Source organism: Phenylobacterium sp. (assembly GCF_016124325.1).
Taxonomy (GTDB): domain Bacteria; phylum Pseudomonadota; class Alphaproteobacteria; order Caulobacterales; family Caulobacteraceae; genus Phenylobacterium.
Genome location: NZ_WGNY01000033.1, coordinates 81,849 through 106,945, shown reverse-complemented (window position 1 = coordinate 106,945; position 25,097 = coordinate 81,849). Strand labels below are relative to the sequence as shown.

Below are 25,097 nucleotides of genomic sequence, written 5' to 3'. Positions count from 1 at the left end.
CATGACCCAGATTCAGGCCCAACCCGCACAGGCCCAGGCCCAGGCCGCTGGCCGGCGTGAGCTGATCTCCTTCCGGATCGGCGCCCAGGAGTTCTGCGTCGACATCATGTCGATCCGCGAGATCCGGGGCTGGACGGCCGCGACCGCCCTGCCCCAGTCGCCCTCGTTCGTGCGCGGGGTGATCAACCTGCGCGGCGCCGTCCTGCCGATCGTCGACCTGGCCGCGCGCCTGGGCTTCGAAAGCACGGAGGCCAGCGACCGCAACGTGATCATCGTCGCCCAGATCGGCGATCAGGTGGTCGGCCTGCTGGTCGACGCGGTGTCCGACATCCTCACGGTGACCGACGACGTGATCCAGCCCACGCCCGACGTGGCCTCCGAGACGGCCAAGACGTTCGTCCGCGGCCTGATCGCCATGGACGGCCGGATGATCAGCCTCATCGGCCTCGAACGGGTGCTGCCCGACCACATGGAGCTGGAAGCCGCCTGATGACGTCCAGCGCGCCGCCAATCTCGCGCTCCAGCGCCAATATGGTGGATGGCGAGTTCGCCTTCACCGAAGCCGATTTCCGCAAGATCTCGGCGATGGTGCATGGCGACGCCGGCATCTACCTGCCCGAAGCCAAGGCGACGTTGGTCTACTCGCGCCTGGCCAAGCGCCTGCGCGCTCTGGGCCTGACCAGCTTCAAGGACTACTGCGCCCTCGTGGCCGACGCCGAAGGCCTGGACGAACGGCAGAAGATGCTCGCCGCGCTGACCACCAACGTCACGCGCTTCTTCCGCGAGCCGCACCACTTCGAGCACCTGCGCGACAAGGTGCTGCCGCCGCTGCTGGACGCTGCGCGGCGGGGCGGCAAGGTGCGTATCTGGTCGGCCGCCTGTTCGAGCGGCCAGGAGCCCTTCTCGATCGCCATGACGATCCTGTCGCTGATGCCCGAGGCGGTGGATCGCGACGTCAGGATCCTGGCGACCGACATCGACCCGAACATGGTCGCCGAGGGCCGCCGCGGGATCTATGCGACGCAGCTGCTCGACGGCGTGCCGCCCGACCTGCGCAAGCGCTGGACGACCCCGGCGCCGGGCGGCGAGGCGCGCATGGCCGACGAGGCCCGCGCGCTGGTGACCTTCAACGAACTCAACCTGATCGGGGAATGGCCCATGAAGGGGCGCTTCGACGCCATCTTCTGCCGCAACGTGGCGATCTACTTCGAGGACGACACCCAGGCCCGCCTGTGGAGCCGGTTCGCGCCGATGATCAACCCGGACGGCGCGCTCTACATCGGCCATTCCGAACGCGTCCAGGGCCCGGCCGTGAGCCTGTTCCGGCCCGACGGCGTGACCACCTATCGCAGGACCGCGGGAGCCGCCGCATGACGCGCGTACTTGTCGTCGACGATTCCGCCGTCATGCGCCAACTGATTGGCGCAGCGCTGGCGGCCGATCCGGAGCTGGAGGTCGTGGGCGAGGCCAGCGACCCCCTGCAGGCCCGCGAGGCCATCAAGGCCCTGAATCCGGATGTGATCACCCTGGATGTCGAGATGCCGAACATGAACGGCATCGATTTCCTGGAGCGCCTGATGCGGCTGCGGCCGATGCCGGTGGTGATGGTCTCGACCCTCACCGCCCGCGGCACGGAGGCCACGCTGGCGGCCCTGGAGCTGGGCGCGGTGGACTGCATCGAGAAGCCGCGCGGTTCGGACGCCGACGGGTTCCGTCGCATCGCCGAGAAGGTCAAGACGGCGGCGCGGGCCCGCGTGCGCCAGCGCGTGCAGCGCACCGAACCGCTCGACGGCGACCTCTTCACGCCCGCCGACAGGATCGTGGCGATCGGCTCCTCCACCGGCGGCGTCGAGGCCCTGCTGACCCTCATCGAGCACCTGCCGGCGAACTGCGCGCCCACGGTGATCACCCAGCACATGCCGGCGACCTTCACCAAGAGCTTCGCCGACCGCCTGAACCGGGCCTGCCCCGCCCAGGTGAGCGAGGCGCGCGACGGCGACTCGTTGGTGCCCGGCCGCGTCTATGTGGCGCCCGGCGGCGACCGGCACCTGGAGGTCGAAGGCACGACCCAGTTCCGCTGTCGCGTGCGCGAAGGCGCCCCGGTCAGCGGCCACTGCCCCTCGGTGGACGTGCTGTTCAATTCGGTGGCGCGGACCGCCAAGGACCGCGGGGTGGGCGTGATCCTGACCGGCATGGGCCGCGACGGCGCGAACGGCATGCTGGCCATGCGCCAGGCCGGCGCCCACACCCTGGGCCAGGACGAAGCGACCTGCGTCGTCTACGGCATGCCCCGGGCCGCTTATGAACTCGGCGCGGTCGAACGCCAGCTTCCCCTGGAGAAGCTCGGCCCGGCCGTGCGCAAACTCACCAACAAGGAAATGGAACGCTGATGCCGGCGAGCTCTTCCCTCACCTGCCTGGTCGTCGACGACCAGCAGACCATGCGATCGCTGGTCCGCACCGGGCTGCAACAGCTTGGCTTCCGGACCATCTATGAGGCCCCCGACGGCGAGGAAGGCCTGCGGCATATGCTGTCGCGGCCGATCCATCTCGTCATCTCGGACTACAACATGCCGAAGCTGGACGGGCTCGGGCTGCTGCGGGCGATCCGCTCGCACCCTCCGATCCAGAAGACGGCCTTCATCATGCTCACGGGCCGGGCCGACAAGGAGCTGGTTCAGCGCGCCGTGCAGTTCGGGGTCAACAACTACCTCGTCAAGCCGTTCACCGTCGCCACCCTCAAAGAGAAGATCGAAGCGATCTTCGGCGTCCTCGCGTGAATTCCGACTTGGCCCAGCATGAGCCCGGTTGGGCCGCGGAACCGCGCAAGGTCCACGTGATCCAGGGCGAGTTCCACGTCTCGAACGAGGACGTGGTCATGACCACGATCCTCGGAAGCTGCGTGGCCGCCTGCATCCGTGACCCTGTGGCGCGGGTCGGCGGCATGAACCACTTCCTGTTGCCCGGCGCCACAGGCGACGAGGGTCTGCGCTACGGCGTGCAGTCGATGGAACTCCTGGTCAACGCGCTCTTGCGCAAGGGCGCGCGACGCGACCGCCTGGAGGTCAAGCTGTTCGGCGGCGCGCACCTGTTCGACGGCCTGTCCGACGTGGGCGCGCAGAACTCCAACTTCGCCGAAGCCTTCGTCCGCGACGAGAGCCTGAACTACGTCGGCGGATCGCTCCGCGGCGACCGCGCCCGGCGCATCCAGTACTGGCCGATCAGCGGCCGCGCCCGCCAGATCCTGCTGGCGCCCACGGAATCGCGCGTCTTCGCGGTCGAACAGCGCCGTCCGGCGCCGGCCCCCGCGCAGGACGCTGGAGCGCTGGAGCTGTTCTGATGACCGCCACGCCCCAGGCAGGTTCGCTCGCCGATTCGCTCGGCCTTGTCGCCCAGGAGGTCGCTGACCTGACGGTCCTGGCCGACCACCTGCAAGGCGTGATCTCGCGGATGGCCGCGGCCGCCGCGCCCGACAGGACCCTGATGGTCGACGCCCAGGCGGCCGACCTGCTGCACCAGCGGCTGCAGGGCCTGGCGAGCTTCATGAACGCCCTGGCGATCGCGGCGCCCGTCGGCGCGGCGCACGGCGTCGCCGGCGCGCTGCGCGGACTCTCCCTGTCAGAACAGGCGCGCCGCCTCGCCGGCCACGCGCCGGCCGCCCCCGAAGGGAGCGGCGAGCTGACGACCTTCTGGGACTGAGATGTCGAACACGCCGATCAACAAGAGGGAGCGCGTCAACCTCTCGGCGGCTGAAGTGCTGCTGGCCTGCGGCGACCCCGAAGGCCTGAACATCATGGCCGAGATGTTCCACGGATTCGGCGTCCACACGCCGCGCCGCTGCCTGACCGGGGCGGAGGGGCGCAAGTCGGTCGAAGAGCGCATCCTCAACCTGATCGTCGTCGACAGCGCCCTCGCCGACTGCGAGGGCTACGATTTCATCCACTGGCTTCGCCGCTGCGGAATCGAGCCGAACTGCCACGCGCCCGTGATCCTGGTGACCGGCCACACCAAGCCGTCCCAGATCTTCCGTGGCCGCGACGCCGGTGCGAGCTTCGTGGTGCGCAAGCCCGTCGCGCCGCTCGTGATGATGCAGCGGATCGTCTGGCTGCTGAACGACAGCCGCAAATTCGTGACCTCGCCGGGCTACTGCGGACCCGACCGGCGGGTGAAGGCCGTCGGTCCGCCTGCGGGCGTGAAGGGGCGTCGCCACGACGACCTCTCCGCCCACGTGGGAGCCGCCACGACCCCCAACCTTGCTCAGGACGAGATCGACGCCCTGTTCAACCCGAAAGCAGTATCCTTATGAAAAACGTTCAAGTCATCGAGGTCGAGAACCACCTCGCGAAGCTCGCGCGCGAACCCGGCGGACGAACGATCGAGGACGCGCTCAGGGCCGCCGAGGAGCGGATCGAGTCCGTTCGCGACATCTCCGTCGCGTCGCTGGTCGAGAAGGCCGACCTCATGGCCGCGGCCACGGCCGCGGCGCGAGAGAGCGGGGATCCCGAGTCGTTCGGGGCGATCTACGATCTCAGCAACGCGATCTTCGGCATCGCCAGCGCTTTCGCGCTGAACGCGCTCGCCGAGGCCGCCTTCAGCCTGTGCGACCTGACCGACCATTTCCGCAGCGGCGGCGAGGTCAACTGGCCGGCGATCGACGTGCACGTCGACGGCATCCGCCTGCTGGCCACGCTGCGCGAAAAGGCCGGCGTCCAAGGGGCTGAATCGATCATGGAAGGCCTGCGCCGGGTCCGCGCGCGGGTTCTGCCGGCGACCACCTGACATGAAAAAGGCCGGACCGCCCGCAGGCGCCGGCCTTTAACGTCAGGACGGCGCAGGTCAGCTGTGGCGGACGTCCGCCAGGGCCTCGTCGGGAATGTCGGGCAGCGCGTTGGCGGCCGCGATCAGGGCGTGCGCCATGGCGCTCATCGTCTCGACCTGGCCAGGGGCCTCCTGGACCCGGGCGCGCGCCGCTTCGATGTGATCGACCGCCTGCTGGGCCGCCTTCGCCTCGCGCGCCATATCGAGCTCCTGCTCCAGCGCCGCCTCCACCGCCTCGCCCAGCGCGGGCGACAGGCTCGCCACCGCCTGCAGCGTGGCGCGGCTCAGGGCCAGAGACGCCTGCACATCGGCGCTCAGCTGGCGCAGCAGGCGGCGGATGTCTTCGTCGGCCAAGGCGACCATCTCGATCACGGGCGTCCCTCTCCCTGCGATATGCCCAAGCTATAGGAAGCCCCAGTTTACGAGAAGATAAATAGGTGCATATACACCTATTGCATCCGCACCTATGAAGCGTGCATCCTTGGAGCCTGGACATGCGGGACGGGGACCGGCGAAGCGGCATGCGACCATCCGAGAAGGCAGCGGCGGGAAGTTCGCGAACTGACGATTTCCGTCGTGAATCCAAACAGATACGGCAATTCTCCCTACTCGACCAAGTGTCGTGGGCGGCGCGGCGGCGCCAGTCGCTGCTCGACCGCCGACTGGCCCCTGAGGGGCTCAATCTGGCGCGGTTTCAGATGCTTGCGATAATTCGTCGCACACCCGGCTGCGCCATGTCGGCGCTGGCCGACGACCTGGCCATGGACCGCACCACCCTGACCCGCAACATGGACCACCTGACCGCTCGGGGACTCGTCGAGCGCCGTGCGGCGCCCCGCGACCGGCGCAAGGTGAGTCTCGAACTCAGCGCCGCCGGAAAGACCGCGTGCGAGCGCGCAGCGAAGATCGTGGCGCAGGAGGACGCACGCCTGCTCGAAGGCCTCGACCCGGCCGACCTCGGCTCGGCGGCGCGCACGCTGGAGCGGCTGCTCGCGAGCCTGGCCAGCGCTGGCGCGGCGCCCTCGATCAACCCCGCGAACGGCGGCTCCAATCGGCGCCGGGCCCCGTAGGCTCTTGTCATAACGCTGGAATGGGACGTTCATAGCGACGTCGAAATGGGTGGGGGGATGGCGCAGCTCGGGCGTTCTGCGGGCCTGACAGGCTTCCTGGAGGAGTGCCGGGAAGCAGGGCTGGATGCGTTCCAGCTCGCGGCCGGCGCCGGCCTGCCGGCCTCGGTGCTCACCGATCCGGAGCTGTGGGTCTCGGTCGAGGCCATGGGCCGCGTGCTGGAGACGGCGGCCGAGCTGTCGGGCGTCGATGACTTCGGCCTGAGACTGGCCGAGCGCCGCCGCATATCCAACATGGGCGTCGTGGGCCTGGTGATCCGCGAGCAGCCAACCTTGCGCAAGGCCCTGCAGGCCTATGCGCGCTTCCAATGGCTGCACAACGACGCCTACGGCCTGACCCTGGAGGAGACCGACCAGGAGGACGCCGTCCTGGTGATGCGGTTTCCACCCTGGCAGCGGCGTCAGCTCGCCGAAATGATGATGGGCGCGACGGTTCGCATGCTGCGGGCGGTGATGGGCGAGCACTGGCGGCCGCGACAGGTATGGCTGCCCCATGCGGCGCCGGCGCGGACCGACGCCCACCGGCGCGTCCTGGGCGTCACGCCGCGGTTCGATCAGGACCAGATGGCGATCGTGATCCCCCGCGCCGAACTGGATGTTCCGATCCCCACCGCCGATCCGGCGTTCGCCGAGCAGGTGACGCGCTACCTCGAGCGGCTCGCCCGGACCCGCAAGCTGGATCTGACCGACAAGGTCAGCGACATCATCGTGGCGCTGCTGCCGGACGGCGTCTGCACGGCCGACCGGGTCGCCCAGCACCTGGGCATGGACCGCCGGACCCTGCACCGCCGCCTCTCCGCCGAAGGCGTCACATTTTCGGGCCTGCTCGACGGCGTGCGCCGCGAAATGGCGGTCTCGCTGCTGACGGAAAGCGATCGCCCGCTGCAGAGCGTCGCCGACCTGCTGGGCTTCTCCAGCCTCAGCGCCTTCGCCCACTGGTTCCGGCGCCACTTTGGCCAATCGGCCAGCGCCTACCGCGCGGGCCGGGCCGCGACCCCCGCCCTGCTGGCGCCCGCCGAATAGCCTCAGGCGGCCGTGGACACCGGCGGATCGGTCGCCTCGCGCAGGGCGTAGCCGCCGCCCCAGACCGTCTCGATGACGTGGCGGCCATCGGTGAAGGGGGCCAGCTTCTTGCGCAGCTTGCAGATGAAGACGTCGACGATCTTGGCGCCCGGCTCGTCGATGCCGCCGTAGAGGCTCGACAGGAACACGTCCTTGGTCAGGGTCTTGCCCTTGCGCAGCGCCAGGAGCTCGAGGGTCTGGTACTCGCGCCCGGTCAGGTGGACGCGCTGGCCGTTGACCAGCACCATCTTGGCGTCGAGGTCGATGATCATGTCGCCGATGGTGATCTTCGATTCCGCATGGCCCTGCGAGCGGCGAATGACGGCGCGCAGGCGCGCGATCAGCTCGTCCTTGTGGAAGGGTTTGGTCATGTAGTCGTCGGCGCCCAGGCTCAGCGCCTTCACCTTGGCGGCGATCTCGGCCGTGCCCGACAGGATGATGATCGGCGTGCCGACCTTGCCGCGGCGCAGGGCGCGCAGCACGTCCAGGCCCGACATGTCGGGCAGGTTGAGGTCGAGCAGGATCAGGTCGTAGTCGTAGACCTCGCCGAGGTCGACGCCATCCTCCCCGCGGTCGGCCTTCTCGACCACGAAGCCGCTGGCCTGAAGCATCAGCTCGATGCTCCGGGCCGTCGTCCGATCGTCCTCAACCAACAACACGCGCATCCCTGACCTCCTTGCCGCCCCGAGCGGATCCTTGGTTTCAATTCGAAGACCGGCGCGCCGCCACGAGCGGCGAGCAAATGACGACTATCGGGCCTCCCCCGGCCCGGGCCGCGCCGCCGCGCGCGCGGCGAGCACCCCCCGGGCGGCGTCGACGAGGCTCGCCATGGGGAATGGCTTGGCCATCACCGCATCGGCGCCCAGTTCCTCGGCCCATTGGAGAAAGACGTTCTGGCGGCCGTAGGCGCCGCCGCCCGAGATGGCGATCACCGGCGTGTCGGGCGCGACCTGGCGCGCCTCGATGATGGTGGCGATGCCTTCCTTCTCGGGCATCACGATGTCGGTGACGATGAGGTCCGGCCGCAGCGCGCCCATCAGCTGGACGCCAACGCGCCCGTTGGCGGCGGAATAGGCCTTGAAGCCGGCGCGCCGGAAGGCGCCGACCATGAGCTGGAGGAGGTCGGGGTCGTCGTCGATCACCAGCACTGAATGCGCCTCGCCCGGCGGCGGCTCGACCCCGCGGCGAAGAGGCCCGGCGCCGTCGACGTTGTCGAGCAGGCGTCCGGCGCGCTGGGCCGCCAGCGCCCCGACCCGCGCCAGTTCGGCCTGTTCGCTGGTGGGCTCCAGGCCCTCGGCCAACGCCTCGCACGCGCCCATGATCACGGCGAGCAGGTTCTTGAGATCATGCGCCAGCGCCGCAGCCGGATCGGTCGGGATCGCCCGGGGTCCGAATGGCTGGAGTGACGACATGGGCCGGTTTGCGCCTTGCAGTTCGCTGGTCCGAAGACAGCGCCCTGGGGGGCTCGCGGCGTCTCCCGACGCCCGGTCACGACCCCCCCGGGCGTGATTCGCTAACGCCGGCCTATATGGTTAACAGGGGGGAGGCTTGATCCTGCGGGACGGATTCTTGCGAATCCGGGACTCGGATAACGCAATGCAGCAAAACTCGCGACATACCGTCGCAGCGCGACGTGTAGCATTGTCGCACCTTCAAATAAAACGGCTTTTCGCCGTGCGTCCAGCCTGTCGGCGGAGAAATTCGCCGTTGTCCACAACGCGCGAATGCTGCGCTGCACAATCCCGGATGGAGAGCGGAACGAGATGAGCGCGGACCTCGAGGCGCTGCTGACCAGGATCGCCGCCTGCCGGGTCTGCGCCGGACGGATGGAGCCGGAACCCCGTCCGGTGGTCCAGGCCGCGCGCGGCGCGCGGATCCTGATCGTCGGCCAGGCGCCCGGCGCGAAGGTCCACGCGAGCGGCGTGCCCTGGGACGACGCGAGCGGAGCGCGGCTGCGAGACTGGCTGGGCCTGTCCGAGGCGGTCTTCCACGATCCCACGCAGGTGGCGATGGCGCCGATGGGGTTCTGCTACCCCGGCAAGGGCGCTTCGGGCGACCGCCCGCCGCGCCCGGAGTGCGCGCCGCTCTGGCAAGCGCCGTTCCGCGCCGCGCTTCCGGACATCCGCCTCACGCTGCTGATCGGGACCTACGCCCAGGCCTGGCACCTGCCGCGCACGCCCGGCGCCGACATGACCGCTCGCGTGCGGGCCTTCCGCGACCTCCTGCCCGACCGTATGCCCCTGCCCCATCCCAGCTGGCGGGTGACGCTCTGGATGCGGAAGAACCCCTGGTTCGAGGCCGAGGCCTTGCCAGCGGTCCGGGCCGCCGTCGCCGCGGCGCTGGCCGGGCCCCCGTCGGCGGGCCCCTAGGCCGCGGCGCGGACCGCGGCCGCGCCGCCCTCGAGGCGGAAACGGCCGATCCGCTCGGCCAGGGCTTCGGCTTCCCGCGCCAGGCCGTGGCTCGCCGCGGTCGACTGCTCGACCATGGCGGCGTTCTGCTGGGTCACCTGATCCATCTGATTGATCGCCGCATTCACCTCGTGCAGCGCCGTGGCCTGCTCCTGGGCCGAGGCGGCGATCTCCCCCACCAGGGCGTTCATCTTGCCGATGGTGGCGCCGATCGCCTCCAGGACGTCGCCCGTTTCGGTGACCAGCTTGACGCCGTCGCCGACCTGGGCGGTCGAGGCGGAGATCAGCGACTTGATCTCGTGGGCGGCCTCGGCCGAGCGCTGGGCCAGGGCCCGCACTTCCGACGCCACGACCGCGAAGCCTTTGCCGGCGTCGCCCGCCCGGGCCGCCTCGACGCCCGCATTGAGCGCCAGGAGGTTCGTCTGGAACGCGATCTCCTCGATGATCCCGATGATGTTCGAGATCTGCTGCGAGGAGTGTTCGATCGCGCTCATCGCGGCCGTCGCGCGGTCGACGACATCACGCGAGCGTTGGGCGTCGGCGACGGCGGTGTCGGCCACGCGCCGAGCTTCGCCGGCGTTCTCCGACGAGCGCCGCACGGTCGCGGTGACCTCGTCCAGGGCCGCCGCCGTCTGTTCGAGGCTGGCCGCCTGCTGTTCGGTGCGGCGCGAGAGGTCGTCCGCCGCGGTGGAGATCTGGCCCGAGCCGGCGCGCATGCCGTGCGCCGCCGTCACCACGGAGGTCAGGGCGCCCGAAAGCTGCTCCACGGCGCTGTTGTAGTTGTGGCGCAGATGCTCGTACTCGTCCGGGAACGGGGCGGCGATCTGCGCGCAGAGGTCGCCTTGCGCCAGACGCGCGAGGCTGTCGCCAAGCTCGCCGACCACGCGCTCGCGGATCGCGTCCTCGGCCGCCCGGCGCTCCTCGTTGCGGCGCCGCTCCGCCTCGAGCGCCTCGCGGTTGTCGGCCGCCTCCAACTCGGCCTGGCGTTCGGCCACGGCCTGTTTGAAGGCGAAGAGGGCCTGCGCCATCATCCCGATCTCGTCGCCACGCTGGGTGTGGGGCGGGTTCACCGACAGGTCGCCGTCCGCCAGGCGCCCGAGCGCCCGCGTGACGTCCACGATCGGACGCACCAGAATCCGCTGCGCGGCGAGCACGATGATGGCCGTCACGGCGATGCCGACGGCGATCATGGACGCCATGAGGATCCGTGCGAGCGACGCGGCGCCGCGCGACGCCGCGGCATCGGACTCAGCCGCCGCCTCGATCTTCCCGGTCGCCCCCTCCATGGCCCCTTCCAGGGTCGTGAACTGCTTGAGGAACGCGGGCATCTGCGCGCCGGCCGCCTCGGGCGCGTCGGCTGCTGTCTTCACGATCGATTCCGCCTCGGCGATGTAGTCGTTCAGCGGGGCCTCGACCTCCTTCAGCGCCGCGCGCGAGGCGGGATCGGCCGCGAGGCGACGGCTCCGGCCAATCGCCTCGCGGAACGCCTTCGAATGCTCGGCGAGATCGGTCTTGACCTGGTCCATCTGGACTCCGGTGGCGGGATCGCGCGCTCTGAGCGCCATGAGCACATCGGCGCGCAGGGCGTCGTGCATCATGTCGGCTTCCATGTGGCTGCGGAGCACGTCGGCCGAACGCCCGGCCCGGGTGAGCGCCTCGCTCAGATGCGACGCGGCCCAGAGGCCGGTTCCCGACGCCGTGGAGACGAGGATCAGCACGGCGGCGCCGGCCATCATCACCTTGGAACCGATCGTGTCGCGCTTCATGAAATTCCTCCCGGAGCGGGGGAAAAGTTCATCGAACGCCGTTTCGAGACGGTTAATCGAAGCAAGATTATCATCGATCACATAAAGTCTAAGTCGCCCAATGGGCTCGCTCTTCACCTATATGTCGGTCGAACGTGGCGTTATGACGCACCGATCATGGACTTGAGATTCTATTGACTGGATTTCTCTGGAATATCGACATGCGACAATGTCGCGCAGGCTAGGGATATCGACGTTTTATCTAGTATTCATTCAGTGAGACTGAACTGTCCGCACTCGACGACCTAGAGGCGGACAACATGCCCAGGACAGCTCTTGCGTGGCGTATAGCGGCGGCGGCGGCGAGCCTCGCCCTGGCCCCGGCGGCGGCCGAGGCCGGTGAAGACACCCCGGCGCTGGCGGTCAACGCGGCCTACACGGCCGACGTCGCCGGCGTGGTCGGAGGGGTCCACCCGCACGCCGGACGTTTCCTCGACAATCTCGACGTCACCGCCGACCTCGATCTGGAGCGGGCGGTCGGCTGGTCGGGGGCCGTGCTGCACGGCTATCTCCTGAACAACAGCGGCGGCGCGCCCAACGACCTCGCCGCCACCCTGCAGGGCGTCGACAACATCGAGGTGGCCAAGCCGCGCCTGCGGATCTTCGAGGTCTGGCTCCAGGAGAGCTTCGCGGGCGACCGCGCCTCGGTGCTGGCCGGCCTCTACGATCTCAACAGCGAGTTCTACGCCAACGACGCGGCGGGACTGCTGATCAACCCGTCCTTCGGCATCGGCTCGGAGCTGGCCTCGACAGGCCCCAACGGCCCCTCGATCTTCCCGTCCACGGCGCTGGGCGTTCGGGTGGACGCCGCGGTCGGCGACCAGGGCTACGTCCGCGCGGCCGTGCTGAACGCCAAGTCGGGCGTGCTCGGCGATCCCGGCGGGGTGGACTTCGGATTCGACCAGGGCGTCCTGACCATCGCCGAGGCGGGCGTCTCGGGGCCGACCCGGCTGGGCCTGGGCGCCTGGCGCTACAGCCGCCGCCAGGACGACATCCGCCATGTCGACGCCCTCGGCGCGCCCGTGCGGCGGCGCGCCCAGGGCGTCTATGTGCTGGGCGAGCAGCACCTGTTCGGCGGCGAGGACGGCCCGGAGGCGAGCGCCTTCGTCCGCGCCGGGCTCTCGGACGCCCGCACCACGCCGTTCGACGGCGGCTGGCAGGCTGGAATTCTCGTCTCGCGCCCCTTCGCGTCGCGGCCGGACAGCGCCATCTCGTTCGGCGTGCAGCAAGGTCTGCTCAGCCACGGATTTCGCGCCAACCTGCGCGACGCGGGCGTCTCCGCGGCCCGCGCCGAGACCGGGTTCGAGGTGACCTACTCCGACCGGCTGACCCGCCGGCTGACCGTCCAGCCCGATCTTCAGTGGATCCGAGACGCCGGCGGCGATCGTCAGGCCAAGGACCGATGGATCGCCAGCCTGCGGGTCACCATCGACCTGTGGCCGACGCCGGCCGACTGACGGCTAGGTTCGACCACCCCTCGCCGTCATCGCCCGGCTTGTCCGGGCGCCCCATGAACACGGACACTGGCCGGTTGGGCGATGGCGCCGCAGCGTCCTGGCTTGCACGGTCAATGTTCATGGGTGGCCCGGACAAGCCGGGCCATGACGAACTGCGATATCTTCAATCTGTTGAGCGACCTTCAGCCTAGAGCAACTCGCCGCCGCAGGCGCCGGCGGTGGTGCCCGTCGCCTTGAACGCCTTGATCACGTTGCGGCCCGTGGTCCAGCGGTGCACCTCGTCCGGCCCGTCCACCAGCCGCTGGCTGCGGATGTGGGTGTACCAACGGGCCAACGGCGTATCGAGGCTGTAGCCCAGCGAGCCATGCAGCTGGATCGCCGTGTCGACCACGTGGTGAACCATGTTGGCCAGATACACCTTGGCGATGCCGTTCTCCTGGCGCAGGTCCAGGCCGTTCTCCGCCTTGTAGGCGATGTGCATCAGCATCAGCCGGCTGATGTAGAGCTGGGTCGCGCACTCGGCGAGCATGAACTGGACCGCCTGCCGCTCGGCCAACGGCTTGCCGAAGGTCTCGCGGCTGGTGACCCGCTCGGCGGCCATGTCGAGCGCCCGCTGGGCCATGGCGACGTTGTGCATGCCGTGGCGCAGGCGGCCGTAGGCCAGGCGGTGTTGGCCCATGTTGAAGCCGTTGCCCTCGCCGCCCAGCAGGTTCTCAGCCGGAACCTTCAGGTCCTTGATCTCGATCTCGGCGTGGCCGCCGCCCATGATGTGGCTGAGCGGGCCTTCGAGCGCCATGGTCGGGATGTTGCGCTTGATGTTGTAGCCGGGGTTCGGCAGCTCGACGATGAAGGTCGAATAGCGCTGGTGACGCGGCGCGTCGGGATCGGTCATGGCCATGACCACCGCCAGGTCGGCCGAGGTGGCGGCCGAGGAGAACCACTTCTCGCCGTTCAGGATGTAGTTCTCGTTGCCGTCCTTGACCGCGCGGGTCTGCATGCCCGTGGCGTCGGCGCCGGCGGCCTTCTCGGTCATCGAGTAGCAGACGCGCATGTCGCCGTTCAGCAGCGGCTTGAGGTACTTCTCCTTCTGGAAGTCGGTGCCGTGCGCCAGGATCGTCATCATGGTGGCGTCGTCGGGACCCTGGGTGTTCATCGACAGCGCGCCCAGGTAGCTCTCGCCCAGCTCCATCTGCACCAGGGCGTTGGCCAGCGGGCCCAGCCCCATGCCGCCGTATTCCTTGGGAATGAACGGGCACCACAGGCCCTGGGCGCGGGCCTTGGCCCGGAGCTCGGCCAGGACGGTCTTGTAGCTCTCCTTGTCAGTGACGCGCTTCTCGGCCGGGATGCACTCGTCGTGGACCCACTGGCGGACCTTGGCGCGGATCGCCTTGGCGTCTTCCGGAATCTCGAAGTCGATCGACATGGAGCGCGCTCCCTTCCCTACCGCTTTTTCTGAAATTCCACCGTGCGGCCCGTCCGTGGGGGCAAGCAAGGGGGAATGGCGCCTTTGACGCTGCGAGCGTCCTGTCGTTTGCTGGGGGACGAAGGAACGCCAGGAAATGATGAAGCTCTATTCGGGCGATCTCAGCCCCTACTCCGCGCGAGTGCGCATGCAGATCTACGCCAAGGGGATCACCGACATCGCGCTCGAGCGGCCGGCCACGTTCGGCACGCCCAAGTTCCGCGAGCAGTTCCCGATCGGCCGAATTCCGGTGCTGGATGTCGACGGCGACATGATGCCGGAGTCGGAGGTGATCGCGGAATACCTGGAGGCGATCTATCCCGAACCCTCGCTACTGGGCGCCACGCCACGCGAGACCGCGCATGTCCGCACGGTCGCGCGGATCGGCGACATCTACCTGATGAACAACATGTTCATGCTCTCGCCCCAGTCCCGCGCCGCGACCCGCAACGAGGGGATCGTCGAGCTGCTGGGCGGCCAGGTGGTGCGCAACGTCAAGGCGCTGAACCGGCTGATCGGCGAGGACGGGTTCGCCTGTTGCGGCCGCATCACCATGGCCGACTGCGCCCTCGTGCCGGCCCTCTTCATGGTCGAGAACGTCCTGCCCTCGACGGGCGTCGACGATCCGATCCCGGCCAACGGCAAGGTCGCCGCCTATTGGGCGGCGATCCAGACGAACGAGCACGCCGCCAGGGTTCTGGCCGAACTGCATCGCGGGCTGGAGGAGCGCCGGGCGCTGATCCGCTCGGGCGCGTTCGACAAGATGATGGCCGCGGCGAAGGCGGCCCAAGCGGCGGCCGACGCCGAAGCCTGAGCGCAGGCCTGCGCTACTCCGCTGCTGCGTCCGCGTAGCCGGCGTAGGAGTGCTTCAGCGAGGCGTGGTTCAGCAGCATCTCGGCCACCTGGCGCTGGCCCGAGGCGTCGAAGATGCGGGTGCGGACCCAGTAGGACTCGGTCCGCCGGCTCTCGGCCAGGGCGACGATCTCGCGCCGCAGGACGTACTCCTCGCCGACGAACAGCGGCCCGTCGATCATGCGGATTTCCTGGTCGGCGAACAGGCCCACGGCCGGACCCTTGACCGGGAACTTCGCCTCGCGGTTCGAGTACTCGGCCAGCACGCTCACCATCTCCAGCGGGATGATCGGCCGGCCCCAGGGCGAGGCCTTGGCGTCGGAGTACCACGGCGAATTCTCGGTGATGGCCGCCAGCTTCTGGTTGAGGCTGAACGGATAGAGGGCGCCCATGTTCTGGTCGGGATCCATCCGCACGCGCTCGTCCGCCGCGCCAGTCATGCCGACCTTCAGGTCCTCCAGGATCAGGAGACGTTCGGGCGGGCGCAGGGCCGCCATCCGGCCCTCCAGGAGGGTCTGGCCGTGGTCGGGACCGAGGCTGGCGCTGGCTTCCAGAACCGGCGTGCCGTCGGCCTTCTCGGCCCAGACGCGGGTGGTCGTGGCGCCGGGCGCGGGCAGGTCGGCGAAGGCCCGGACCTCCTCGCCCTCGACCACCATGTTCAGATAGTGCGACGAGATGCAGCCGCGCTCGTACCAGGCCTGGCCCCAAATGTGTTCGAGCAGCGGCGGGAACAGGCTGAAATGCGTGGGCCCCTCGATCGGGCCGGCGCGGAAGCCCAGCTTCTCGGCCATGGAGTCGTCATGGATCGAGGCGTGGCCGCCGTATTCCTGATCGGCCAGCATCTGGCGCGGCTTGCGCAGGGGTCCGCGTAGGGTGAGGGGCGTGTCGAACATGGCGCCTGCATAGCACGCGCGAGGCGCGCCGCGAGCCGGTTCCCGCTCACCCTACGGCATATGGCCGAGGCCGGCCGATCCGGCCTATCGTCGAGCAAAACGGGGGGACACATGAGCGAACAGGCCGACCAGGACATGGCCCGCAAGCCGGCCACGGCGGCCACGCGGGCGGCGCACGCGGCGATGGCCAAGGCGCTGCCGATCGACGACGGCGCCGATTTCCAGCTGGCCGACCGGGGCTTCCTGGCGACCGTCCCCGACGCCGAGGTCACTGGCGCCTGGAGCCAGCGGCCGTTCGGCTTCATGGAGGGCGAGCGGCCCGACACCGTGAACCCGAGCCTCTGGCGGCAGGCGCGGCTGAACGCCCGCCACGGCCTCTACGAGGTGACGCCCGGCGTCTACCAGGTGCGCGGCTTCGACATCTCGAACATCACCTTCATCGAGGGCGAGACCGGCTGGATCGTGATCGACCCCCTGACCTCGGCCCAGCCGGCGGAGGCGGCGCTGAAGCTGCTGCGCGAGTGCAAGGGCGACCGCCCGGTGACGGGCGTAATCTACACACACAGCCATGTGGACCACTACGGCGGCGTCCTCGGGGTGGCGTCGCCGCAGGACATCGCCGCCGGACTGCGGATCGTCGCTCCGGAAGGCTTCCTGGAGGCCGCGGTCGCCGAGAACGTGCTGGCCGGCAACGTCATGAGCCGCCGCGCGACGCACATGTACGGCGGCCTGCTGCCGAAGGACCCGCAAGGCCACGTGGACTCCGGCCTGGGCAAGGGCGTGTCGACCGGCCGCGTGTCGCTGGTGGCGCCGACCGAATCCATCACCCACACGGGCCAGACGATCGAGCTGGACGGGATCGAGATCCGCTTCCAGGTGACGCCCGACACCGAGGCGCCGGCCGAGATGAACTTCTTCTTCCCGAAGTTCGGCGCGCTGTGCATGGCCGAGAACTGCACCTGCCACCTGCACAACCTCTACACCCCGCGCGGCGCCCAGGTGCGCGACGCCAAGGCCTGGAGCCGCTACATCGACGAGGCGCTGGACCTGTTCGCGGCGGACACAAAGGTGATGTTCGCCAGCCACCACTGGCCCCGCTGGGACGAGGGCGCGATCCGCACCTTCCTGGCCAAGCAGCGCGACCTCTACAAATACATCCACGACCAGACGCTCAGGATGGCCAACCACGGCCTGAACGCGACCGAGATCGCCGAACTCCTGCGCCTGCCGCCGAGCCTCGAGGCCGAATGGCACACCCGCAGCTACTACGGAACGCTGAGCCACAACGCCAAGGCGGTCTACCAGCGCTACCTCGGCTGGTTCGACGGCAATCCGGCCAACCTGCACAAGCACCCGCCCGAGGCCGCCGGCCGCCGCTACGTGGCGGCGATGGGCGGGGCCGACGCCGTGCTGGCCGAAGGACGCCGCGCGTTCGAGGCCGGCGACTACCGCTGGGTGGCGGAGCTGGTCGGCCACCTGGTCTTCGCCGAGCCGGACAACCGCGCGGCCCGCGCGCTGCAGGCCGACTCGTTCGAGCAGATGGGCTACCAGGCCGAATCCGGGCCGTGGCGCGACTTCTACCTCACCGGGGCGCAGGAGCTGCGCAACCCGCGGCCGAAGAGCGACACCCCGCGCCAGGCCTCGCCCGGACAGCTGCGCACCCTGCCGGCCGACAACCTGCTGGATTCACTGTCGGTGCGGCTGAACGGCGAGAAGGCCGGCGCGGCGACGCCCGACTTCACGGCCGTCTTCACCGACACCGGCGAGCGGTTCGCCGTGCGCGTGGAGAACGCGGTGCTGCACCATCGCCCGGGCGACGGCGGCCCGCCGGTCGAGCTGACGCGCGGCCTGCTGATCGACCTGGTCGTGGGCGCCAAGGCGCTCGAGGAGGCCCAGCTGGAAGGCGAAGGCGCAGCCGCCCTCGCCGAGCTGCTGCCCCTGCTCGACCGGTTCGACCTCTGGTTCGAGATCTCGGCGCCGTAGAGCGCGTTAGGCGAAAGTGTGGGGGGTTTCGCCGCTCGAACGCGCTCGATGCTTTTGAATCTCGAGCACGATTCAGCGGTCAGGTGATCCCACCTGGCCGCATCGTCCTCTAGCCGGCTGCCGCCTCAGGCGTGGAGCGCCGCCTCGGTGGCTTCCATCTCGTCGCGGATCCAGTCGTGGCCGCTGGTGACCATCACGCCTTCGATGGCGCTGATGTGCCCGCGCAGGCGGTCGCGGATGTCCTTCGGCACGTTGGGCTGGGTGGCGACCCAGCGGGCGATCTGGTGGACCGCGAAGGCGCTGTGCAGGGCCAGGCGATCGCGATCCTCGTCAGTGAGCTTCACTTTCATGGCGTGCTCCCTCTCCTGAGACGACCATAACACGGACGGGCGGAGCTAGGATGCATGCCGGCCCCATGCCAGAACGCGCCCAAACAAGAGAAGAGAGGAGACGCCGGAGTGAACCTGCCCGATCCCGACGCGCGCGCCGCCGCGCTCCTGGACCAGATGACCCTCGACGAGCAGATCGGGATCCTGAGCGGGCACATGCCGCTGGTGATGAAGCCGCGGCCCGAGGGCGTGCAGAAGTCGGCCGGCTGGGTCCCCGGCCTGGAGCGCCTGGGCATTCCCGACCTCCACGAGACCGACGCCAGCCTGGGCGTCTCGGCGGCCGGCCGGCGGGACGACGCCGCCACCGCCCTGCCCTGCGGCCTGGCCCTGGCCGCGTCCTGGAGCCTGGACCTGGCGCGCGAGGCCGGCGCCATGGCCGGGGCGGAAGCCCGCGCCAAGGGCTTCAACTGCCTGCTGGCCGGCGGCGTGAACCTGACGCGCGAACCGAGAAACGGCCGCAATTTCGAATACCTGGGCGAAGATCCTCTGTTGGCCGGCAAGCTGGCCGGCGCGGCGATCGCAGGGGTGCAATCGAACCACATCGTCTCGACGATCAAGCACTTCGCCCTCAACGACCAGGAAACCGGCCGCATGGTCCTGTCGGCCGACATGGACGAGGCCGCCTTTCGCGAGTCGGACCTGCTGGCGTTCCAGATCGCCATCGAGGACGGCGACCCCGGCTCGGTGATGTGCGCCTACAACCGCTTCCGTGGGACCTATGCCTCGGAGAACCCCTACCTGCTGACCGACGTGCTGCGCGGCGACTGGGGCTACAAGGGCTGGGTGATGTCGGACTGGGGGGCGGTCCACGGGCTGGCGGCGGCCAACGCCGGGCTCGACCAGCAGTCGGGCCGCGAGTTCGACCGCCAGCCGTTCTTCGACGACCCCCTGAAGGCCGCGGTGGTCGCCGGCGAAGTTTCAACGGCGCGCATCCGGGAGATGGCGCATCGCATCCTGCGCGCGATGATCGCCTGCGGGGCGGTCGACCACCCCGTGAGCGCCGGCGAGCCCGACCTCGCGGCCGGCGCCACCGTGGCCCGCAAAGCCGCCGAAACCGGGATCGTGCTCTTGAAGAACGACGGCGTGCTGCCCCTGTCGGGCGTGCGCTCCATCGCCGTGATCGGCGGCCACGCCGACCTGGGCGTGCTGTCAGGCGGCGGCTCCAGCCAGGTGATCCCGAAGGGTTCGGCGCGGTTCGATCCGCCGGAGGGTTCGCCCTCGTGGAGCGCCGGCGTGATCTACCATCCCGACGCCCCGCTGGCGGCGATCCGCGCGCGGGCCGCCAATGTCGCGGTGAGCTTCGACGACGGGACCGATCCAGCGCGCGCCGCGGCCGCGGCGGCGGATGCCGACGTCGCCATCGTCTTCGCCGTCGAATGGGCCACCGAGGGCGTCGACACCACCTTGGTCCTGCCCGACGGCCAGGACGCCCTCATCGCCGCCGTCGCCGCGGCCCAGCCCCGCACGGTGGTGGTGCTGGAGACCGGCAATCCCGTGCTGACGCCCTGGCTCGATCAGGTGAGCGCGGTGATCGAGGCCTGGTATCCCGGTTCACAGGGCGGCGAAGCGATCGCCGCGGTGCTGTTCGGCGAGGCCGAGCCGTGTGGGCGACTGCCGATCACCTTCCCCGCCTCGGCCGACCAGCTGCCGCATGCGAAGCTGCCGGGCTCGGACCTGCCGATCGTCAACGCCCGGGGCGACACCGAACCCTTCGATATCGACTACGCGGAGGGGTCGGACGCCGGCTATCGGTGGTTCGCAAGAACGGGCCACAAGCCGCTGTTTCCGTTCGGTTTCGGACTCTCCTACACGACATTCGCCTACGCCGATCTGCGCGCCGAGGGCGGCGCGACGGCGACCGTCAGCTTCGAGGTCGCCAACACCGGCGCCCGCGCCGGGACGGAGGTGGCGCAAGTCTATCTGGAGGCCGCGCCGGGCCGCAGCCAGCAGCGGCTGATCGGCTGGGCGCGGGTGAGCCTGGAGCCCGGCGAGAGCCGGCGGGTCACCGTGACCGCCGAACCGCGCCTGCTGGCCGACTGGGAGGCGGACCTCCACGGCTTCCGGATCGCGGGCGGGGACTATCGCCTGTTCGTCGGTCCCGATGCGGCGAGCCCGAAGCTGCGCGCCACGGTGACGGTCGAGGCGGCCGAATTGGGAGCCTAGCCCACCACGGCCAGGCGCGGCGGCCTGGGCAGATCGAGCGCGCGGGCGATGCGGTCCTGGAACCAGGCGACGCCCGTCTCATGCTTGGGCGAGAGCACCCCGCCCGGATAGATCCCGGCTTCCAGGTTGCGCTGCACCTCTTCGCAGACCTGCAGATCCTGGGCGGTGACCAGGTCGGAGAACTTCAGCATCTCGGGCAGGGCCTGGGTCTGCGCCGGGTCGAAGAAGTAGAAGTAGTCGAGGCGCGTCTCGGCGGGGCCGACGGCGGTCATCCGCTCCATCATATAGCCGTGGCGGTAGACGTTGACGCCCAGGTTGGGCCAGAGCCACGCCCAGAGCCCGCCATAGACCGAGGCGTCGCGGGCCGGCGCGCCGGAGAAGACCACCTCGCCCTCGATCTCGGTCCAGTAGTCCGAGACCACGACGTCGCCGTCGAACTCGGGGTGCACCATCGGCAGGTGATACCCCTCCAGATAGTTCTCGACGTAGGTCTTCCAGTTGCAGGCGATGGCGTGCGTGCGCCGTTCGACCAGCGGGAAGGCCGCCTGGCCGTCGGGCCAGCGGGCCGCCAGGGGCGCGATGAGGTCGGCCAGCGGGGCGGCGCCGGCGTCGAGGTTGACGAACACCAGCCCGCGCCAGCTCTCCACCCGGATCGGGAACAGGCCGTACTGGCGCGGATCGAAGCCGGGGACCGAGCCGAAATCGACGGCGTTCCGCAGGCGGCCGTCCAGCGCGTACTTCCAGCCGTGATACCGGCAGGTGAAGGCCTCGCCGCAGTTGCCGGCCCCATCGGCGACCAGGGCGCCGGCGCGATGGCGGCAGACGTTGTGGAAGGCTGCCAGCGCCCCGTCGGGCTTGCGCACCGCCACCACCGGCGCGCCGCCGATCACGTCGGCGAGGTAATCGCCCGGCTGGGGAAGCATCGTCTCGTGGCCAAGGAACTGCCAGGTCCGACGCAGGACCCCTTCGCGGTCGTTCCGGAGCGCATCGTCGCCGCGATAGAGTTCGACCGGCAGCATGGGACCTCCGTAGCCTGAGGCGTCGAATCTAGCGGCGGCGCATCCAAAGGTACAGGAGCCCGCCAGCCGCCACCGAGGTGAGCGAGAGCCCGATTTCCAGTGGGCTCGCGGCCAGGGCCAGCACCACGCTGGCGCCGATGGCCAGGAGCGCCGTGACGGTCACGCCAGCCCGCACCGCCGGCCGCAACCCGCCTGCCAGACGGATCAGCGAGCCGGCCGCCAGCACATAGGTGAACAGCGCCAGCAGCGAGACGACGTTGGCGATGATCGTGAACTGCTGGGCCAGGTTCGGCGAGGCGCTCAGCACGGCGACGACGGTCATCAGGGCGCCGCCCAGGAGCAGGTTGACCGCCGAGGCGTGCTCGCCCGGGCGGGTGCGCAGGACGGCGGGGAAGTCGCCATCGTCGGCCGCACCTCGGGACGTCTCGGCGAGCACCAGGGTCCAGCCCGTCAGGCAACCCATCGTTCGCAGGAAGACGCAGATGGCGATGGCGCCGCCGGCCCCGGCGCCGACGACCGCCCGGGTGGCGTCGGCGAAGGGCGCGGTCGAGCCCGCGAGTTCGTGGTTGGGCAGCAGTCCCATGATCACGACGCTGGCGGCGATGTAGAGGACGGCGGCGCCGACCACGCCCAGCAGGGTGGCGCGCGGCACGTTACGAACGGGATCGCGCACGACGCCCGCGGCCGCGGCCGCGCACTCCAGGCCCAGGAACGCCCAGAAGCAGCTCAGGCCCGACCGGGTGACGGCGGCGCCCACCGCCATGTCACTGGGATTCCAGGACTCGATGAAGATGTGTGGCCGGAAGGCGATCCAGCCGATGGTCGCGGTCAGCAGCACCGGCAGGAGGCCGAGCGCCAGCGTCAGGCCCTCCAGCCGGGCCACCGTCCGCGGCCCCGCCCAGGCCGCGGCGACGCCCAGCCAGATCGCCGCGAGCGTCACCAACAGGCGCGCCGTCGGGTCCGCCAGCGCGGGAAACAGGAAGCCGAGCGCGCCGGCCGCCGCGACGGCGACGGCGACCATGCCGGCCCAGATCGAAACCCAATAGGCGAAGGCGGCCTGCAAGGCGAAGAAGCGTCCGAGGCCGGATCGCACGTAGCTCGCGAGGCCGTTGGCGTCCGGCACCATCCGGCCCAGCCAGATGAACACCCCGGCGATCGCCAGGGCCGCCGCCGCAGCGGCCAGCCAGCCGAGGATGGCGATGGAGCCTGTGGCCGCCAGCGTGGCGGGCAACAGGTAGACGCCCGAGCCGATCATCCCGCCCGCGACCAGGCCGGCGGCGCCCAGCACCCCGATACGACCGTGATGCGCAGCCGGGACCGTAGAAGTCGTCGCCGCCGTCATGACTTTCCCCCACCCCGCCGGCACGCTAACGACATGGCTTGACACGTCAAATTACGGCTGTAACCGTTAGGGCGGAGGACAGGTGCGACATGTCCAAGATCTCCGGCGCCGAGAGCCACATCATGGAGGCCCTGTGGACCCGCGGCCCGCTGACGGCCGAGGAGATCGTGCAGACGGTCGGCCCCGCACAGGAATGGGGCGAGGCGACGGTCAAGACCTTGATCAACCGCCTGCTGAAGAAGAAGGCTCTTGCCTCGGAGCGCGCCGCCGGGCGGGCGCTGTACCGCCCCATCGTCAGCCGCGAGGAATATGTGACCGGCGAGAGCCAAGGGCTGCTCGACCGGCTGTTCGGCGGGCAGATCGCCCCGTTGGTCGCCCACTACGCACGTCACCGCGCCCTGTCGCCCGATGAGATTTCGCGTCTGAAGGATCTGATCGCGGAGCTCGAGACGGATGACGAATGATCTCCTCGAGGCCCTGCTCCGGGTGAATCTCGTGGCCGCCGCCGCCGTCGCGGCGGTGCTCCTGCTGCGGGTCCCGGCGCGCCGCCTGTTCGGCCCCGAGGTCGCCTATGGCCTTTGGGCCGCCCCGCCGCTGGCCGCGCTCGCCACCCTGATACCGGCGCCTGTCGACAGCGACGCCGCCGCGGGCGGGCTCGCCGGCGCCGCCGCCGACCTCTCGGCCCCGCTGCTGCTGGCCTGGGCCGCGGGGGCGGCCTCGGCCGTGGCGTTCCTGGCCTGGACCCAGGCGCGGTTCATGGCCGCCGCCCGCGCCGGGAAGGCCGGCCCCGCCGTCGTAGGGGTCGTGACCCCGCGCATCGTCATGCCCGCCGAGGAAGGCGTCTTCACGCCCGAGGAGCGCGAACTGATCCGCGCCCACGAGCGGACGCACATCGCGCGGTGCGACCCGCGCGCCGGAGCGCTGGCCGCCGCCTTCCAGGCGCTGTGCTGGTTCAACCCCTTCGTCCACCTGGGCGTGCGCGCCATGCGCCTGGACCAGGAGCTGGCGTGCGACGCCGCCGTGCTGCGTGACCGGCCGCGCGACCGCGCGCTCTACGCCCGGACGCTGCTGAAATCGCAGCTGACCGCCCAGGGCCTGCCGCTCGGCTGCTACTGGCCGGCGGGCGGCCGCCACCCGCTGGAAGTGCGCGTCGGCGCCCTGGCGGCCCGCGGCCGCCGCGACGACAGCCTGGCTGGCCCGCTTCTGCTGGCCAGCGCCATCCTGGCCTCGGCGTGGAGCGGCTGGCGGATGAACCCGCCGGACCCGCCGCCCGCGGCGATGGTCGAGTTCTGGAAGACACAGCACAAGCCGGTGATGTCGGTGATCCTGGTCCAGGCGCCTGCGCGCCAGCCCTGATCGTCGCCAGCCGTCACCGGGTGACAATGGCGATTGACAGAATATTTTACGCTTGTAATTCTTTCGCCATCAGAGGCCCGTTGGGGAGCATGGGGACCGATGATGACTGACGTGCTGTACGCCGCCTTCGGCCCCGCACCGGCCGCGAGCCTCGCCGCCGCGTGCCTCTACGCCAACGTCACGGCCTCGACCGCCACCCTGGCGGTGGCGTTGGCCCGACCTCCGGCCCGGAAGGTCTTCGGGGCCGAAGCGGCCTACGCCCTGTGGGTCGTACCGCCGATCGTGGCGTTCCTGACCCTGCTGGCGGTGATGGTTCCCGTCGACAGCGACCGGTACTCGACGGCGGCCGCCACGGCGATCCGCTGGCCGGCGCTGGGCCCGGCGGCGATCGTCTGGGCCGTCGGCGCGATCGCCATGGCGGTCGCGTTCGCCGTCGCGCAGCACCGGTTCATGGCGCAGGTGCGGGCCGGACGCGGCGGACCGGCGGTGGTGGGCCTGATCTGGCCCCGCATCGTGCTGCCTGCCGACGACGACGGCTACACCGCCGAGGAGCGCGACCTGATCCGCGCCCACGAGCGGGCCCACGTGGCCCGCCGCGACCCGCGCGCCGCCGCCCTCGTCTCGCTGGCCCAGTGCGTCTGCTGGTTCAATCCGGTCATGCACCTGGGCGCCTATCTGCTGCGCCTGGACCAGGAGGTCGCCTGCGACGCGGCGGTGACGATGCGCCGGCCCTGGGCGCGCGCCCTGTACGCCCGCACCCTGTTGAAGACCCAGCTCGGCGGCGCGCCCCTGCCCTTCGCCTGCTGCCTGCGCCCCTGGGGCCAGCATCCGCTCGAAGTCCGCATCGCTCTGCTGAAGCGACGAACCGGCCCGGCCTCGTCGGCGCCGCGTCCGACGGGCGCCTCGATCGTCTCGGCCGGCGTGGACGTTATCCGGCCCTAGCGGCCACCAACCGACCCTCA

General features: G+C 70.2%; 27 protein-coding genes. 18 read left to right on the top strand and 9 right to left on the bottom strand.

Annotated features, from left to right (window positions below; translation table 11 throughout):
• Position 1: 1 nt before the first annotated feature.
• The 8 genes from GC203_RS18735 to GC203_RS18700 are packed head-to-tail and all read left to right on the top strand — an operon-like array spanning position 2 to position 4,778.
• Positions 2-490, top strand: a complete 489-nt coding sequence (locus GC203_RS18735; RefSeq protein ID WP_293457829.1) for a chemotaxis protein CheW — start codon at positions 2-4, stop codon at positions 488-490.
• A complete protein-coding gene (locus GC203_RS18730) occupies positions 490-1,374 on the top strand; it encodes a protein-glutamate O-methyltransferase (protein ID WP_293457826.1) in 885 nt (294 codons plus the stop codon). The genes GC203_RS18735 and GC203_RS18730 overlap by 1 nt, the downstream gene beginning before the upstream one ends.
• The gene (locus tag GC203_RS18725) at positions 1,371-2,390 is read left to right on the top strand and encodes a chemotaxis response regulator protein-glutamate methylesterase (protein WP_293457824.1); all 1,020 of its coding nucleotides are present in this window, start codon (positions 1,371-1,373) and stop codon (positions 2,388-2,390) included. The genes GC203_RS18730 and GC203_RS18725 overlap by 4 nt, the downstream gene beginning before the upstream one ends.
• Positions 2,390-2,779, top strand: a complete 390-nt coding sequence (locus tag GC203_RS18720) for a response regulator (protein ID WP_293457822.1) — start codon at positions 2,390-2,392, stop codon at positions 2,777-2,779. Before GC203_RS18725 ends, GC203_RS18720 begins: the two co-directional genes overlap by 1 nt.
• 8 nt (positions 2,780-2,787) lie before the next feature.
• Positions 2,788-3,339 carry a chemotaxis protein CheD gene (locus GC203_RS18715; protein WP_293457910.1) on the top strand — a complete coding sequence of 184 codons (552 nt, stop codon included), beginning with the start codon at positions 2,788-2,790 and terminating at the stop codon, positions 3,337-3,339.
• Positions 3,339-3,698, top strand: coding sequence for a hypothetical protein (locus tag GC203_RS18710; protein ID WP_293457821.1), 360 nt, complete (start codon positions 3,339-3,341; stop codon positions 3,696-3,698). Before GC203_RS18715 ends, GC203_RS18710 begins: the two co-directional genes overlap by 1 nt.
• 1 nt (position 3,699) lies before the next feature.
• A complete protein-coding gene (locus GC203_RS18705; RefSeq protein ID WP_293457819.1) occupies positions 3,700-4,305 on the top strand; it encodes a response regulator in 606 nt (201 codons plus the stop codon).
• Entirely contained in the window at positions 4,302-4,778 is a 477-nt protein-coding gene (locus GC203_RS18700) for a hypothetical protein (protein ID WP_293457818.1), read from the top strand. The genes GC203_RS18705 and GC203_RS18700 overlap by 4 nt, the downstream gene beginning before the upstream one ends.
• A 57-nt stretch (positions 4,779-4,835) precedes the next feature.
• Here the strand turns inward: GC203_RS18700 and GC203_RS18695 are convergent, their stop codons facing one another.
• Positions 4,836-5,189, bottom strand: a complete 354-nt coding sequence (locus GC203_RS18695) for a hypothetical protein (protein ID WP_293457817.1) — start codon at positions 5,187-5,189, stop codon at positions 4,836-4,838.
• 122 nt (positions 5,190-5,311) lie between these two features.
• On the opposite strand from GC203_RS18695, the gene GC203_RS18690 reads away from it, so the two are divergent.
• Both GC203_RS18690 and GC203_RS18685 read left to right on the top strand, forming a co-directional pair.
• Entirely contained in the window at positions 5,312-5,887 is a 576-nt protein-coding gene (locus GC203_RS18690) for a MarR family transcriptional regulator (protein WP_293457815.1), read from the top strand.
• Between the two features lie 57 nt (positions 5,888-5,944).
• Entirely contained in the window at positions 5,945-6,967 is a 1,023-nt protein-coding gene (locus tag GC203_RS18685; protein WP_293457814.1) for an AraC family transcriptional regulator, read from the top strand.
• 2 nt (positions 6,968-6,969) lie between these two features.
• On the opposite strand, the gene GC203_RS18680 is transcribed toward GC203_RS18685, so the two are convergent.
• A complete protein-coding gene (locus GC203_RS18680; protein WP_293457812.1) occupies positions 6,970-7,671 on the bottom strand; it encodes a response regulator transcription factor in 702 nt (233 codons plus the stop codon).
• An 84-nt stretch (positions 7,672-7,755) separates the two neighbouring features.
• Positions 7,756-8,418, bottom strand: coding sequence for a response regulator (locus tag GC203_RS18675; RefSeq protein WP_293457810.1), 663 nt, complete (start codon positions 8,416-8,418; stop codon positions 7,756-7,758).
• 351 nt (positions 8,419-8,769) lie between these two features.
• Here GC203_RS18675 and GC203_RS18670 point away from each other — a divergent pair, with 351 nt between their 5' ends.
• Complete coding sequence (locus tag GC203_RS18670) at positions 8,770-9,375, top strand: uracil-DNA glycosylase family protein (RefSeq protein WP_293457808.1); 606 nt, start codon at positions 8,770-8,772, stop codon at positions 9,373-9,375.
• Here GC203_RS18670 and GC203_RS18665 read toward each other — a convergent pair.
• Positions 9,372-11,180, bottom strand: coding sequence for a HAMP domain-containing methyl-accepting chemotaxis protein (locus tag GC203_RS18665; protein ID WP_293457806.1), 1,809 nt, complete (start codon positions 11,178-11,180; stop codon positions 9,372-9,374). The genes GC203_RS18670 and GC203_RS18665 overlap by 4 nt on opposite strands.
• A 299-nt stretch (positions 11,181-11,479) precedes the next feature.
• Between GC203_RS18665 and GC203_RS18660 the strand changes: the two genes are divergently transcribed.
• On the top strand, positions 11,480-12,676 hold the full coding sequence (locus GC203_RS18660) for a carbohydrate porin (RefSeq protein ID WP_293457804.1): 1,197 nt from the start codon (positions 11,480-11,482) through the stop codon (positions 12,674-12,676).
• Between the two features lie 187 nt (positions 12,677-12,863).
• On the opposite strand, the gene GC203_RS18655 is transcribed toward GC203_RS18660, so the two are convergent.
• A complete protein-coding gene (locus GC203_RS18655) occupies positions 12,864-14,099 on the bottom strand; it encodes an acyl-CoA dehydrogenase family protein (protein WP_293457803.1) in 1,236 nt (411 codons plus the stop codon).
• Between the two features lie 139 nt (positions 14,100-14,238).
• Between GC203_RS18655 and GC203_RS18650 the strand changes: the two genes are divergently transcribed.
• Complete coding sequence (locus GC203_RS18650) at positions 14,239-14,952, top strand: glutathione S-transferase N-terminal domain-containing protein (RefSeq protein ID WP_293457802.1); 714 nt, start codon at positions 14,239-14,241, stop codon at positions 14,950-14,952.
• A gap of 13 nt (positions 14,953-14,965) precedes the next feature.
• Here the strand turns inward: GC203_RS18650 and GC203_RS18645 are convergent, their stop codons facing one another.
• Positions 14,966-15,883 carry a hypothetical protein gene (locus GC203_RS18645; protein ID WP_293457800.1) on the bottom strand — a complete coding sequence of 306 codons (918 nt, stop codon included), beginning with the start codon at positions 15,881-15,883 and terminating at the stop codon, positions 14,966-14,968.
• Positions 15,884-15,994: 111 nt separating this feature from the next.
• Here GC203_RS18645 and GC203_RS18640 point away from each other — a divergent pair, with 111 nt between their 5' ends.
• Entirely contained in the window at positions 15,995-17,866 is a 1,872-nt protein-coding gene (locus GC203_RS18640) for an alkyl sulfatase dimerization domain-containing protein (RefSeq protein ID WP_293457798.1), read from the top strand.
• 125 nt (positions 17,867-17,991) lie between these two features.
• Here the strand turns inward: GC203_RS18640 and GC203_RS18635 are convergent, their stop codons facing one another.
• Positions 17,992-18,216, bottom strand: a complete 225-nt coding sequence (locus GC203_RS18635) for a hypothetical protein (protein WP_293457797.1) — start codon at positions 18,214-18,216, stop codon at positions 17,992-17,994.
• 108 nt (positions 18,217-18,324) lie between these two features.
• Between GC203_RS18635 and GC203_RS18630 the strand changes: the two genes are divergently transcribed.
• Positions 18,325-20,418, top strand: coding sequence for a glycoside hydrolase family 3 C-terminal domain-containing protein (locus tag GC203_RS18630; RefSeq protein WP_293457796.1), 2,094 nt, complete (start codon positions 18,325-18,327; stop codon positions 20,416-20,418).
• On the opposite strand, the gene GC203_RS18625 is transcribed toward GC203_RS18630, so the two are convergent.
• On the bottom strand, positions 20,415-21,437 hold the full coding sequence (locus GC203_RS18625; protein WP_293457795.1) for an SRPBCC family protein: 1,023 nt from the start codon (positions 21,435-21,437) through the stop codon (positions 20,415-20,417). The two genes, GC203_RS18630 and GC203_RS18625, sit on opposite strands and share 4 nt — an antisense overlap.
• A gap of 28 nt (positions 21,438-21,465) precedes the next feature.
• On the bottom strand, positions 21,466-22,779 hold the full coding sequence (locus GC203_RS18620; RefSeq protein WP_293457794.1) for an amino acid permease: 1,314 nt from the start codon (positions 22,777-22,779) through the stop codon (positions 21,466-21,468).
• A gap of 89 nt (positions 22,780-22,868) precedes the next feature.
• Between GC203_RS18620 and GC203_RS18615 the strand changes: the two genes are divergently transcribed.
• From GC203_RS18615 to GC203_RS18605, 3 genes are all read left to right on the top strand, one after another.
• Entirely contained in the window at positions 22,869-23,243 is a 375-nt protein-coding gene (locus GC203_RS18615; RefSeq protein WP_293457793.1) for a BlaI/MecI/CopY family transcriptional regulator, read from the top strand.
• A complete protein-coding gene (locus GC203_RS18610; RefSeq protein ID WP_293457791.1) occupies positions 23,233-24,135 on the top strand; it encodes a M56 family metallopeptidase in 903 nt (300 codons plus the stop codon). Before GC203_RS18615 ends, GC203_RS18610 begins: the two co-directional genes overlap by 11 nt.
• Before the next feature lie 102 nt (positions 24,136-24,237).
• Complete coding sequence (locus GC203_RS18605) at positions 24,238-25,077, top strand: M56 family metallopeptidase (RefSeq protein WP_293457789.1); 840 nt, start codon at positions 24,238-24,240, stop codon at positions 25,075-25,077.
• Positions 25,078-25,097: the final 20 nt, after the last annotated feature.